At 64.5% G+C, this 13,322-nt stretch carries 13 protein-coding genes; 7 read left to right on the top strand and 6 right to left on the bottom strand.

Features of this window, described 5'->3' with window-relative positions; all coding sequences use genetic code 11:
- The first annotated feature begins 145 nt into the window (after positions 1 to 145).
- The gene (locus XH92_RS01840; RefSeq protein ID WP_050402523.1) at positions 146 to 553 is read left to right on the top strand and encodes a hypothetical protein; all 408 of its coding nucleotides are present in this window, start codon (positions 146 to 148) and stop codon (positions 551 to 553) included.
- Between the two features lie 172 nt (positions 554 to 725).
- Here the strand turns inward: XH92_RS01840 and leuB are convergent, their stop codons facing one another.
- Entirely contained in the window at positions 726 to 1,838 is a 1,113-nt protein-coding gene (gene leuB / locus XH92_RS01835) for a 3-isopropylmalate dehydrogenase (protein WP_194457712.1), read from the bottom strand.
- Between the two features lie 149 nt (positions 1,839 to 1,987).
- Here leuB and XH92_RS01830 point away from each other — a divergent pair, with 149 nt between their 5' ends.
- Positions 1,988 to 2,851, top strand: coding sequence for an EamA family transporter (locus tag XH92_RS01830; RefSeq protein WP_194457711.1), 864 nt, complete (start codon positions 1,988 to 1,990; stop codon positions 2,849 to 2,851).
- An 89-nt stretch (positions 2,852 to 2,940) separates the two neighbouring features.
- Positions 2,941 to 4,119, top strand: coding sequence for a YbfB/YjiJ family MFS transporter (locus XH92_RS01825; protein ID WP_194457710.1), 1,179 nt, complete (start codon positions 2,941 to 2,943; stop codon positions 4,117 to 4,119).
- 126 nt (positions 4,120 to 4,245) lie between these two features.
- On the opposite strand, the gene XH92_RS01820 is transcribed toward XH92_RS01825, so the two are convergent.
- From XH92_RS01820 to XH92_RS01810, 3 genes are all read right to left on the bottom strand, one after another.
- A complete protein-coding gene (locus XH92_RS01820) occupies positions 4,246 to 5,031 on the bottom strand; it encodes a molybdopterin-binding protein (protein WP_194457709.1) in 786 nt (261 codons plus the stop codon).
- A 14-nt stretch (positions 5,032 to 5,045) separates the two neighbouring features.
- Entirely contained in the window at positions 5,046 to 5,678 is a 633-nt protein-coding gene (locus XH92_RS01815) for a cytochrome b/b6 domain-containing protein (protein WP_194457708.1), read from the bottom strand.
- Between the two features lie 179 nt (positions 5,679 to 5,857).
- Entirely contained in the window at positions 5,858 to 6,412 is a 555-nt protein-coding gene (locus XH92_RS01810; RefSeq protein ID WP_194457707.1) for a fasciclin domain-containing protein, read from the bottom strand.
- A 313-nt stretch (positions 6,413 to 6,725) separates the two neighbouring features.
- Here XH92_RS01810 and XH92_RS01805 point away from each other — a divergent pair, with 313 nt between their 5' ends.
- Positions 6,726 to 8,126, top strand: coding sequence for an MFS transporter (locus tag XH92_RS01805; RefSeq protein WP_194457706.1), 1,401 nt, complete (start codon positions 6,726 to 6,728; stop codon positions 8,124 to 8,126).
- Positions 8,127 to 8,240: 114 nt separating this feature from the next.
- Here XH92_RS01805 and XH92_RS01800 read toward each other — a convergent pair whose 3' ends face one another.
- On the bottom strand, positions 8,241 to 9,002 hold the full coding sequence (locus tag XH92_RS01800) for an SDR family oxidoreductase (protein ID WP_194457705.1): 762 nt from the start codon (positions 9,000 to 9,002) through the stop codon (positions 8,241 to 8,243).
- Between the two features lie 88 nt (positions 9,003 to 9,090).
- Here XH92_RS01800 and XH92_RS01795 point away from each other — a divergent pair, with 88 nt between their 5' ends.
- Entirely contained in the window at positions 9,091 to 10,620 is a 1,530-nt protein-coding gene (locus XH92_RS01795; RefSeq protein WP_194457704.1) for a malonyl-CoA synthase, read from the top strand.
- Between the two features lie 26 nt (positions 10,621 to 10,646).
- Positions 10,647 to 11,150: a hypothetical protein gene (locus tag XH92_RS01790; protein WP_194457703.1), complete on the top strand. Its 504-nt coding sequence runs from the start codon at positions 10,647 to 10,649 to the stop codon at positions 11,148 to 11,150.
- Between the two features lie 105 nt (positions 11,151 to 11,255).
- Here the strand turns inward: XH92_RS01790 and XH92_RS01785 are convergent, their stop codons facing one another.
- Positions 11,256 to 12,116 carry a sulfite exporter TauE/SafE family protein gene (locus XH92_RS01785; RefSeq protein WP_194457702.1) on the bottom strand — a complete coding sequence of 287 codons (861 nt, stop codon included), beginning with the start codon at positions 12,114 to 12,116 and terminating at the stop codon, positions 11,256 to 11,258.
- A 148-nt stretch (positions 12,117 to 12,264) separates the two neighbouring features.
- Between XH92_RS01785 and XH92_RS01780 the strand changes: the two genes are divergently transcribed.
- Positions 12,265 to 13,185 (top strand): LysR family transcriptional regulator, encoded by a 921-nt coding sequence (locus XH92_RS01780; protein WP_194457701.1) that lies wholly within the window; start codon positions 12,265 to 12,267, stop codon positions 13,183 to 13,185.
- Positions 13,186 to 13,322 lie beyond the last annotated feature (137 nt).

The raw sequence follows: 13,322 nt of genomic DNA, 5'->3' as shown, positions 1-13,322 counted from the left end.
GAAACTTTTGCGCTCGGACACGCATTATCTCTGCCGGTGTGGCGCAATTGACCTAGTGACGGCCTCCCCACCATGGCTACAATGTGTTCCGAGTGATTTTGGCTGATACGCCAGCCCCTGACGGGGCCGTAATGACGAGGATGCGATGACCTTGAAATTCCCTGCCGCGAACAAGCTCGTGGTGTTGCTTGCCGCGGCTGCCGTCACCGCAACCGCATTCGGCATGACCGCGGCCAGCGCGCAGCAGACCCCGAGCAAGCGCAAGCAGCAAGAGCAGTATGACCGCGACGGCCGCCGCTATTACGGCGCGCAGGGTCCGAACCGGGTCTACCAGCAGGGTCCGCGGACCCGCGTTTACGTCACCACGCGCTCGTGGCTCGACGCCGGCACCGAAGTGCTGCCGGGCGACCGCAAGTTCAACGACTACGCCTATCCGCCGGATGTCGGCTATCCCTCGTTCGCGCGCGAGAACAACAACCGCCCGATCGATCGCCAGCCGCTCAGCCCGCCGGCCGATCTCGGCGGCTATCCGCGGAACTTCCCGCTGTACTGAGAATTCCGGCGAACGGCCGATACGAAAATGCCCGGCTCCGGCCGGGCATTTTTGTTTCTGTCATTCCGGGATGGTCCAAAGGACCAGACCCGGAATCTCGAGATTCCCCGATGCGCAATTGCGCATCTGAGGTTCGATGCTTTCGCATCGCCCCGGAATGACGGCAGAGCCGTCACGCGTGCAGCTTCTGCAATTCCTGCAGGATCGCCTCGCCCATCTGCGCCGTGCTGACGGATGTGGTGCCACCCGACTTGATATCGGCGGTGCGCAGTCCGCTGGCGAGCACGGCCGCGATCGCGGCGTCGACCTTGTCGGCGAGATCGCCCATGCCGAAGGAATAACGCAGCGCCATGCCGAACGAGGCGATCATCGCGATCGGATTGGCGAGGCCCTTGCCGGCGATATCCGGCGCCGAGCCGTGCACCGGCTCATACAGCGCCTTGCGCTCCTTGGTCTTGGCGTCCTCCTTGCCGAGCGACGCCGACGGCAGCAGGCCGAGCGAGCCCGTGAGCATCGCGGCGATATCGGACAGCATGTCGCCGAACAGGTTGTCGGTCACGATGACGTCGAACTGCTTCGGGGTCTTGACCAGGTTCATGCCGCCGGAATCGGCGAGCTGATGCTCCAGCGTGACGTCCTTGTATTCGCGCGCGTGGACCTGGGTCATGACCTCGTTCCAGAGCACGCCCGACTTCATGACGTTGCGCTTCTCCATCGAGGTCACCTTGTTCTTGCGCTTGCGCGCCAGCTCGAAGGCGACCCGGCCGATGCGCTCGATCTCGAAGGTGTCGTAGACCTGGGTGTCGATGGCGCGCTTCTGGCCGTTGCCGAGATCGGTGATGGTCTTCGGCTCGCCGAAATAGACGCCGCCGGTGAGCTCGCGCACGATCATGATGTCGAGGCCCTCGACCACCTCGCGCTTGAGGCTCGAGGCATCCGCCAGCGCCGGATAGCACACCGCCGGACGCAGGTTGGCGAACAGGCCGAGATCCTTGCGCAGCCGCAGCAGGCCGGCCTCCGGGCGCACCTCATAGGGCACGCTGTCCCACTTCGGACCGCCGACCGCGCCGAAGATCACGGCATCGGCCGCATTGGCCTTGGCCATGTCGCCCTCGGAGATCGACACCTTGTGCGCGTCATAGGCGGAGCCGCCGACCAGGCCCTGCTCGGTCTCGAACTTCGCGATGCCCTGCGCATTCAGCCAGTCGATCACACGCTGGACCTCGGCCATCACTTCAGGGCCGATGCCGTCGCCGGGGAGAAGCAGCAGTTTATGGGTCGCCATGGTTCGTTCCTCACTCAATCGGGCATGCCCGTCATCGTCAGGCGCGAGTGCTAAAACGCCCCGCACCGATTGGCAAGGCGCCTCGGACGGGGCCAAAATAGCCCCACAGAGCCAACCGCGCCCCAAAGAAGCCAACAAGACGGACCTTCATGACCGCAGCCATCGTCTACGCCTTCGCCTCGGCCATTTTCCTCGGCGCGGGCGTCGTGCTGGCCCAGCTTGGCCTGCGCACGGTCGAGCCGCTGTCGGGCGCCGCGATCAGCGTACCATCCTTCACCTTGCTGTTCCTCGTGCTGTCACCCCTGATCCTGCATGGCGAGCCGGTGGTCTGGCGCGGCCTGCCGATCTTCATGGCGATCGGCCTGTTCTTCCCGGCCTCGCTGACGCTGCTGACCTTTGCCTCGAACCGGGCGCTCGGGCCTGTCATCACCTCGACATTGGGCAATTTGGCGCCGTTGCTTGCGGTCGCCGCCGCCGTCGTGTTGCTGCACGAGCCGCTCGCGCCGCAACAGCTGATCGGCCTCGTGGTCGCGGTGGCCGGTGCCGCAATCATTACCGTGACCCGGCCCCGCGACCTCGGTCATTGGCGAAGCTGGGCTCTGCTGCTGCCGCTTGCCAGCGCGCTGGTTCGCGGCATCGTGCCGCCGATCGCCAAGCTCGGGCTGGCGATCTGGCCGAGCTCGCTATGGGCCTGCCTGGTCGGTTACATCATGTCGTCAATCGTGGTGCTGACGGTCCAGCGCATTCGCAAGGGCAGCTTCATGGTGCAGGCGCCGCGTGACGGCCGGTTCTGGTTTGCGTTGACCGGGATCAGCAACGGACTCAGCGCGCTCAGCCTGTTCGCCGCGGTCCGCAACGGGCCGATCACATTGGTGGCGCCGCTCGCCGCGGTCTATCCGCTGGTCACCGTGGCGCTGAGCGCTGTCATGCTCAAGCATGTCGAGATCACCGCGCGGATCGTCGCCGGAACCCTGCTGACCGTGATCGGCGTCGCGCTGGTCCTGATCGCCTGATTGCCCGATATGCAAGACAGTGTTGCGGCCGACGGCGCTGGGCAGCCGCGGCGCGGCCTGCCACAATGGCTGTGTTGCCGGAGTGAATTGTGAGAGCCCCCGCCCCGTCCTACCCGCATCCCGCGCGGCTGATCCTGATTTTGTCCCTCGCACCGACGGTCGGTCTCGGCATCGGCCGTTTCGCCTATTCGCTGGTGCTGCCTGACATGCGCGACTCGCTGGCCTGGTCGTATTCGGCCGCCGGCTTCATGAACACGATCAATGCCGCCGGCTACCTGGCCGGCGCACTGGTCGCCTCGCGCCTGATCCAGCGCTTCGGGCTCGCCGCATCGGTGCGCTGGTCGACGCTGGCCTGCGTGCTGTCGCTGGCGCTGTGCGCCCTCTCGGGCAATTTCGCCGTGCTGAGCTTCGCCCGCCTGCTGGCCGGCTTCGCCGCCGCGTTCGGCTTCGTCGGCGGCGGCGCGCTCGCGGCGACGATCGCGCAATCGCGCCCCGAGCGCGCCAACTTCCTGCTCAGCCTGTTCTATGCCGGGCCGGGCGTCGGCATCCTGGCCTCCGGCCTGATCGCGCCGTTCGTGCTGCAGGGCTTTGGCGCGGGGTCCTGGTGGATCGTGTGGTGGGCGATGACGTTACTCTCCGCGATCATGATCGTGCCGCTGCTGCTGGCGCCATTTCACGCCAATGCTGCCGCTGGCGGCATCGTGCGGACCAAATTCGCTGTGATGCCGGTCCTGATCTACCTCGCTGCCTATTTCCTGTTCGGCGCCGGCTACATCGCCTACATGACCTTCATGATCGCCTATGTCCGCGACGGCGGTGGCGGCGCGGCGGCACAGAGTGCGTTCTGGAGCCTGATCGGCATCAGCGCGTTCGTCACGCCCTGGTTCTGGCGGCGGGTGCTGGCGCTCGACCGCGGCGGGCTTGCGACCACCATCATCCTCGGCGTCAACGCGCTCGGCGCCAGCCTGCCGATCTTCGGGCATTCGCCGCTGTTGCTTGCGATCTCGGCGCTGGTGTTCGGCGTTGCGTTCTTCGCCGTGGTCGGCTCGACCACCGCCTTCGTGCGCCTCAACTACCCGCCGGAGGCCTGGCCGACCGCGATTGCCGTGCTGACGATCTCCTTCGGCATCGGCCAGACACTCGGCCCGATCGTGGTCGGCGCGATCACCGATGCGGTCGGCAGCCTGTCATTTGCGCTGAACGTCTCGGCCGCGATGCTGGCGCTGGGGGCGGTGTTGTCGGCGTTTCAGAGGAAGGTGGGGCCATGATCTTCTGTCGTCCCGGCGCAGGCCGGGACCCATAACCACAAGTGGTTGTGATGGAAGGAAGCGTCTCTCCGCTTACCTATTCCCTCGGCCGCGGAGTATGGGTCCCGGCTTTCGCCGGGACGACGGCTAGCTCCCGCTGAACGAATTATAGCCCTGGTCTTCCCAGTAACCGCCCTTGTAGTCGTTGGTGACTTCCATCGAGAGCACGTATTTCGGGTTCTTGAAGCCGAGCTTGGTCGGCACCCTGATCTTCATCGGGAAGCCGTAGGCGCGCGGCAGGATCTGGTCGGCGAATTTGAACGTCATCTGGGTCTGCGGATGCAGCGCGGTGCGCATGTCCAAAGGTGAATTGTATCCGTCCTTGTCGGCGCACTGGAACCAGACATATTTGGCGCGCGTGTCGGCACCGACCAGCTTGAGGAAGTCGCGCAAGGGCGTGCCGGTCCAGCTGCCGATCGCGCTCCAGCCTTCGACGCAGATGTGGCGCGTCACCTGCTTCTCCTGCGGCAGCTTGTACAATTCGTCGAGCGTCCACGACTTCTTGTTCTCGACCAGCCCGCGCACCTCGAGCTTCCAGTCCGCTGCCGCAATCTCAGGCGCGTCGTCGAGATCGTAATAGGCATTGAACGGGAACGGCTTGGTGATCATGCTCTCAGGGAAGGTCGGCGCCAGCGCATCCGGATTGAACATCCAGGCCTGCACCGCGTCGTTGAACTTCGAGACCTTCTTCAGCAATTCCTCCGCCGACGACGAATCGACCACGTCGCAGCCGGTCAACAGCGTCAGCGCGCCGAGGCTGGTGCCGGCCGTGATGAATCGGCGGCGGGTCAGCTCCGGCATCGTCTTCACCGCATCGCGGACCAGCAGCTTCTTGTCGACACCGGGGATCAGGAGTTTTCTGAGACGACCCATTATACCCTCCTCCCTCAGCGCCCGATGATCATGGCGCGCAGGCTCTTCGGCACCAGCAGCGCGAGCGCGACATGGATCACCAGGAAGGCGACGATCAGCGCCATGCAGGTGAAGTGGACGTAGCGGGCGAAATCGTAGCCGCCGAACAGCGAGACCAGCCAATGCAACTGCACCGGCTTCCACATCGACAGGCCGGACAGCACGATGACGACGCCGACGGTGATGATGCCGGCATAGAGCAGCTTCTGCACCGAATTGTACTTGCTGAGATCGTCATGCGACAGCTTGAAGGTCAGCGCCGCCTTGGTATCGGCAATCACGCCGCCGGGGGTGATCGGCAGCAGCTTCTTGCGGAAGCGGCCGGTGGCGAAACCGAGCGCCAGATAGATCAGGCCGTTGACCATCAGTAGCCACATCGCGGCGAAGTGCCAGAGCAGCGCGCCGCCGAGCCAACCGCCGAGCGTGATGTTCCGCGAGAAGGTGAAGCCGAACAGCGGCGAGGCGTTGTAGATCTGCCAGCCGGACATGATCATCAGGATCATCGCGAATGCGTTGATCCAGTGCACCATGCGGACCCAGACCGGCTGGATCACCTTCGCGGGCGCCGCGGTCTCTGCCTGGTGGTCGCTGACGGCAAGGCTCGTCATGGAAGTTCTCTGCTCGTGGTCGCTACCGGGTTATACGCCCGGAACCGGCGGTCCGTTACGGGGGCGCGTATCATCAGTTCGATATACGCCACTTCGTATGGTCACAAAAATGCGAGCCGGGGCGAGGCGCCGGCTCGCGGTTTCGTAAGGCGTTCTGGAGTAAAACGGGCCGCCGGGTGTTACGTCGCCGGCATCAGCACGGTGTCGACCACATGGATGACGCCGTTCGACTGGTTGACGTTGGAGATCGTCACCATCGAGGTGCCGCCCTTGGCGTCGACGATCCAGACCTTGCCGTCCTGGTGCTTCACGGTCAGTTCCTCGCCCTCGGCGGTCTTCAGCTTCTTGCCGTCGGTGAGGTCGGAGGCCTCGAGCTTGCCCGGCACCACATGGTAGGTGAGGATCTTGGTCAGCGTCGCCTTGTTCTCGGGCTTCACGAGATTGTCGACGGTTCCGGCCGGCAGCTTGCCGAACGCGGCGTTGGTCGGCGCGAACACCGTGAACGGGCCCTTGCCTTCCAGCGTGCCAACCAGGCCGGCGGCCTTCACCGCGGCGACGAGGGTGGTGTGGTCCTTCGAATTGACGGCGTTCTGGACGATGTTCTTGGACGGGAACATCGCTGCGCCGCCGACCATCACGGTCTTCTCCTCGGCGCGGACCGGCGCCACGACGGTTGAGGTGATCGCAAGCGCGCTGAAGGCGGCGGCGGCAAGATAGGCAATACGCTTCGACATGGTTCGTCTCCCGATGGGTAATCCGGCCGGCTCAGTTTTCGCCGGCGATGAAGGGGCAACAACGGCGCGGGTTGATCGGTGTGCGTCGTCGTTGGCCTGAGCTACGGGAGGTTTTCCGGGCGGTTTCCGGAAATAACTCTTTGTGATTCCTGAAACCGGGCGGGGCGCGCTTCGTACATGTGCGCGCCCGCGCATTCCATTCAACGGAATGGACGCGTGCGCTGCCGCGAGCAATTCGCTTGCCGCCATGGTGCGATTGGTTCAGCCTGAGATTGCGGTACGGCTTCGCAGAGAGCGGCCGCGGGGAGGCATCATGAGCAGCATCACGGCGGACGGACACGCCGCGCCCATAGTGAACGATGGCGACGGCGACGTCGGCCCGCTCGAACAGAAGCATCTGCAATACGCCAATTACCGCGCCGTCGCCGGCAGCACCGAGCTGACGAAAACCCATTGGCACATCGCCACCGCCAACGCGCTCGGCTGGGGCTTCGACGGCATGGACGGCGTGATCTTCGCGCTGATCTCGCCGATGGTGATCAAGGAATTCCAGCTCAGCCTGCCGGAATATCGTTCCGGCATGCAGATCGCACTGTTCGTCGGCATCGCCGGACTCTATTTCTGGCCGTGGCTCGCCGACCGCTATGGCCGCCGCACGCTGCTCGCGGTCAACATCGCGCTGTTCTCGCTCCTGATGCCGGTCGCGGCGCTGTCGCCGACCTTTACGGTCTTCGTGATCGCGCGCTCGCTGTTGTTCTTCGCGCTGAACGGCGAATGGTCGCTCGGCTCGATGCTGGTGGCGGAAACCTGGCCGGCGCGCTTACGCGGCCGCGTCATCAGCATCACGCGCTCGGCCTGGTGCCTCGGCGCCACGCTCGCCGGCGCGATCACCGGCCTCGTCGCCGCCAATTTCGGCTGGCGCATCGCCGTCATGGTGCCCGGCGTGATCGCGCTGCTCGCGATCTATATCCGCTCCACCTGTCCGGAATCGCCCTATTGGGTGCGCGAGCAGGATCGCAAGCGGCGCATCACGGAGACGCTGGCGCGCGGCGGCACGGTGGGCGCCGAGGACAGCGCCTGGTTCGGCAAGGCCAAATCGGTCGGCATCCGCCAGGTGTTCATGCCCGACGTGCTGCCGTCGACATTGGTCGCGCTGTTCGTGGCCTGCGCCTCGACCTGCATCTACGGCACGGTCGGCGCCTGGATGCCGCTTTACCTCTCGACCGAGAAACACTGGTCGACCACCGAATACAGCCTGTTCTACGTGTTCTACGGCCTCTGCGGCTTCCTCGGCCTGTGCCTGGTCGGCTGGCTGATCGACAAGATCGGCCGCCGCCGCACCTTCATCGTGACCCTGATCGAGGGCGCGATCTTCATGACGCTCTGGGTCTATTCGGAGGACCGCGTGCTGCTGTGGACGTTCGGGCTGCTCTGGTGTCTCGGCTTCCTCGGCTTCTGGGGCCCGAGCACGACGCTGACGGCGGAGATCTTCCCGACCCGGATCCGCGGCGCCGCCAACGGCGTGGTCTGGGCGATCGCCTATTTCGTCGGCTTCGTGCTGTTCCCGTTCGTCTCGATCGCGCTGCAGCAGCACACCGGCTCGTTCGCGCTGGCGTTCCTCTGCATCCCCGTGTTGATGATCGCGATGGCGATCGGCGTGTTCTTTTGCGTGCCGGAGCATACCGGCAAGGAGCTCAACGAGATCAGCGAGTGAGGCGCGCTATATTGTAGCCCGGATGAAGCGAAGCGAAATCCGGGACGGCCCCTCCGCGGAAAGACCGCCCCGGATTGCGCTTCGCTCCATCCGGGCTACAAAGCGCTTTTCGGTTCAATCCCGGTTCGCCGGCGTCTGGATGAAGCCGCGATTATGCGTCGGGCTGATCAGGATCTCGTTCATGCAGACCCGCGCCGGCATGCTGGCGACGAAGGCGATGGTGCGGCCGCAATCTTCCGGCTGCAGCATCCTGGCCTGCTCGGCCTCGCTCGGCACCACTGGCCGCTGCTTCAGGATCGGCGTTGCGACCTCGCCCGGCGACAGGCAGCAGGCGCGCAAGCCGTTGACGCATTCGTCCATGTTGAAGGAATGCGTCAGCGCCAGCACCGCGTGCTTGGTCGTGGTGTAGGCCGGGCCCGGCATCTTCGAGACATGACGGCCGGCCCAGGACGCGACGTTGATGATGCAGCCGTCCTTCTGCTGGCGCATCGTCGGCAGCACCGCGCGCATGCAATAGAGCACGCCGTTGAGGTTGACCTCGACCAGCTTGTCCCAGCCTTCCAGTTCCATGTCGGCCCAGCTGCGCTTCGGCACGTTGATGCCGGCGCTGTTGACCAAAAGGTCGATGCGGCCGTGTTTGCTGACGACCGCCTCGGCGGCCTTGTTGACGTCGGCCTTGTTGCTGACATCGAGCGGGATCGCCTCGGCCTTGCCGCCCTTTTTCGTGATGTTGGCCACCACGCGGTCGAGCTCTTCCTTGCGGCGGCCGGAGACCACCACCGTCCAGCCGTCCGCAGCCAGGAATTCCGCCCCGGATTCGCCTATACCGGTGCCGCCGCCGGTGACCCAGGCCACGCGTTTCCCATTATTTGTCATGCAAACTGTCTCCGTTGCTTTCCGAAGGGCGTTTTTGCTAATCCAGCCGGACTCTTACCGGCGCTTTTCGCCCCTCAGGGGATGTTGCATGAACACGACCACCAACGCCAACCTGTTTTCCCGCCTGTTCGACGGCCTCGACGACCCCGACCGGCTTGCGATCGAGCAGCTCGACGGCAGCCGCATTTCCTATGGCGATTTGATCGCGCGCGCGGGCCAGATGGCGAACGTGCTGGTGGAACGCGGCGTCAAGCCGGGTGACCGGGTCGCGGCGCAGACCGAGAAATCGGTCTCGGCCCTCGTGCTCTATCTCGCCACCGTGCGCGCCGGCGGCGTCTATTTGCCGCTCAACACGGCCTATACGCTGAACGAGCTCGAATACTTCATCACCGACGCCGAGCCGGCGCTGGTGGCCTGCGACCCCTCCAAGCTGGATGGCATCAAGGCGATCGCCGCCAAGGTGGGCGCCAAGGTCGAGACGCTTGACGCCACCGGCAAGGGCTCGCTGACCGAGGCCGCCGACAAGGCGCCGAAGGAGTTCACGACCGTGCCGCGCGGCAATGACGATCTCGCCGCGATCCTCTACACGTCGGGCACCACCGGCCGCTCCAAGGGCGCGATGCTGTCGCACGACAATCTGGCGTCGAACTCGTACTCGCTGGTCGACTACTGGCGCTTCACCGACAAGGACGTGCTGATCCACGCGCTGCCGATCTATCACACCCACGGCCTGTTCGTGGCGAGCAACGTGACGCTGTTCTCGCGCGCCTCGATGATCTTCCTGCCGAAGTTCGATCCGGACGCGATCCTGAAGCTGATGGCGCGCGCCACCGTGATGATGGGCGTGCCGACCTTCTATACCCGCCTGTTGCAGAACCCCGGCCTGAACAAGGACGCGACCAAACACATGCGGCTGTTCATCTCGGGCTCGGCGCCGCTGCTCGCCGACACCCATCGCGAATGGTCGGCGCGGACCGGACACGCCGTGCTCGAGCGCTACGGCATGACCGAGACCAACATGAACACGAGCAACCCCTATGACGGCGACCGCGTGCCCGGCGCGGTCGGCTTCGCGCTGCCCGGCGTCACGGTGCGGGTCACCGAACCCGACACCGGCAAGGAGCTCGCGCGCGAAACCATCGGCATGATCGAGGTCAAGGGCCCCAACGTGTTCCAGGGCTATTGGCGGATGCCGGAGAAGACCAAGGCCGAATTCCGCGGCGACGGCTTCTTCATCACCGGCGACCTCGGCAAGATCGACGGCAAGGGCTATGTCCACATCCTCGGCCGCGGCAAAGATCTGGTGATCTCCGGCGGCTTCAACGTCTATCCGAAGGAGATCGAGAGCGAGATCGACGCCATGCCCGGCGTGATCGAGTCCGCCGTGATCGGCGTGCCGCATGCCGATTTCGGCGAAGGCGTCACCGCCGTCCTCGTCTGCAGCAAAGGCGCCGATGTCAGCGAGGCGTCGGTGCTGAAGGCGCTCGACGGGCGGCTCGCCAAATTCAAGATGCCGAAGCGGGTCTTCGTGGTGGACGAATTGCCGCGCAATGCGATGGGCAAGGTGCAGAAGAACATTTTGCGCGAAACGTATAAGGATATCTACGCGAAGGGGTGAGGGGCGCGACGATGTCGCGATAACCGATGAACCGCAAAGAGGCTGTTCGGCTAAGTGACCAGCTCGTCATCGCCAACGAGGCGATGATGAAGGCTCGAACGGCTATTGCAGAACTCGGAGAAGAAGAGCAGCTAGAATTCGACGGCCCGCTCTTCGAGCTTCTGGTTGAGTTGCAATGGCAAGTGATGCTGCCACTTTACGAAAAATTTCCTGACTTGCTGCCGTCCGCGCTTCTTGAAGAAATGCCTGTCCCGGCCCCCATCACCGACGTGGCATGGCGCGACATAAAACTACCGCGTGGCGCGACCACAGCAGCGCTCGACGATTTCCTCATGTCGCTGCTGGAGCCGTACTGGCAAAAGGTCGCGCTGGTTCTGGGAAAAGGCATCGTACGTTCCGAAGAGCTGGGATTGCCGTTCAGCTATCACATGATGGCGGCACGTCTGCGATATCTATGGGATACGGGTCGAATCGAAGCTGAAGGTCATCTCCGCTCTCCCTCCCAAAGCCAGGTGCGATTGCAAGACTAGCGCGTAGTTTCGTAGCCCGGATGGAGCGAAGCGAAATCCGGGAGCGGTCGATTGCCGGCCAGGACCCCGGATTGCGCTGCGCTTCATCCGGGCTACGCGCTGCGGCTAATGTCCGCCGACGAGGCTGATCACGAACCGCCCGCCGACGATGAAGAGATAGGCCCCGAACGCCACCTCCAGCGCGCGCTTCGACAGCGCGTGCGCGACCTTGACGCCGAGCGGTGCAGTGACGAGCGTGGTCGGCATCACCAGCAGCGCACCGATCAGCGAGACATAGCCGAGCGCGAACGGCAGTTGTAGCGCCGTGACGTCGGGAAAGCGCGCGGCGGCGGGCCAACCGGCATAGACGTAACCGAGCGCGCCGGGGATCGAGATCAGCACCGCAAGCGCGGAAGACGTCGCGACCGCCTGATGGATCGGCCGGCCATAGAAGGTCATCAGCAAGTTGGCGAACAGGCCGCCGCCGATGCCCATCAGCGTCGACAGCAGGCCAACGAAGAAGCCGTAGACGCGCATCAGGAAACCCTTCGGCACGTCGTCGCCGAACTTCCAGGTCTCGCGCGCCAATAGCAGCCGCGCCGCCGCCGACCAGGCCACCATCACGAACACGATCTTGAACAGCCGCTCCGGCGCGAAGCGCGCGGTGACACTACCGGCGACGACGCCGATCACGATCGGCAACCACCAGCGCTTCAGGATCGTCATGTCGACCGCGCCGCGGCGATAATGGGCGCGAAACGAGCTCAGCGAGGTCGGGATGATGATCGCGAGCGAGGTGCCGATGCAGAGCGGCATCCGCACCTCGAGCGGCACGCCGGCGAGACGAAAGCATTCGTAGAACACCGGCACCAGGATCGCGCCACCGCCGATGCCGAACAGCCCGGCGAGAAAGCCGGACAGCGCCCCGACCGCGATCAGCAGCAGTGCAAGCTCGAGCAATTCCCTGGGATCGAGACCGGCCATCATGTCCTTAACGCAACGCTTGGCAGCCGCCTGCGGCGAATGCCTTGGCGTCCGTCTTGAGAGTTTTCGCGCAGAGCAATAGCCGCTTTTTGGATTCGGGAGTATCTATGCTCGTGAGCAGGCTCTCTCGCGAAATACGGAAGGATAGAGCTTGGACCAGCTTGCGGCGATGGCGGCCTTTGTCCGCGCGGTCGAGACCGGCAGCCTGTCGGCGGCGGCGCGCTCGCTGCCGACCTCGCTGACCTCGGTCAGCCGCCAGATCGGCGCGCTCGAAGAGCATTTCGGCACCCGCCTGCTGCTGCGCACCACCCGGCAGCTCGCGCTGACCGACGACGGTCGAATTCTCTACGAACGCGCGAAATCGATTCTCGGCGAAGTCAGGGAAATCGAGGCGGCGCTGGCGCGCGACCCGCATCAACCGTCGGGCCGGATCCGCGTCAGCTCGCCGAGCCTGATCGGGCGGCTCGTGATCGCGCCGTTGCTGGTGGAATTTCTACGTCGCTATCCGGCACTCTCGGTGGACCTGCTGTTGATCGATCGCGCCGTCGATCTGGTCGAGGAGGACATCCATCTCGCTGTCCGCATCGGCCGCCTGCGCGATTCACAGCTCGTCACGCGCAAGCTCACCGACCTGCAGATGATCGTGTGCGCGTCACCGGACTATCTGGCGCGGCGCGGTGAACCGCGAGCGCCGGACGATCTTGCCGGGCATGACTGCCTGGTGTTTTCCGATTCGCCTGGGAGTGCGGAGTGGCGCTTTGCCGACGGTTCGAAGACGGGTCGCAAATTCCGCATATCCGGTCGGCTCTGGATGAATAGCCTCGACACGCTCGTTGCTGCGGCGCGGGATGGCGCGGGCATCGTCCGCGTGCCGTCGTGGCAGGTGCAGTCCGATCTTGCGAACGGCCGCCTGCAACGCCTGCTGATCGAGCATGAGCCGGGCCCAACGCCGCTGCATCTGATGCTACAGCCGTCACGCCTGGCATCGCCTAAGATCAGGGCATTCGTCGATTATCTGGTGGAACAATGGGGCAGAATCGACGCCTTCCGGACGACGCCCGTGCGTCCGTGAACGCGCCGATCGATCTTGCGGATTTAGATTCAGTTTTTAGTTCGCGCAACCTTGCATCTGGTATACCACACTGCGGATCAACCAGAATTCGGCAACTCTAACAATGAACTTCGGTTCGACCGAAGGCTATTTGGCCG

This window comes from Bradyrhizobium sp. CCBAU 53421, assembly GCF_015291625.1.
GTDB lineage: Bacteria > Pseudomonadota > Alphaproteobacteria > Rhizobiales > Xanthobacteraceae > Bradyrhizobium.
This window is presented reverse-complemented; position numbering and strand designations above follow the sequence as displayed.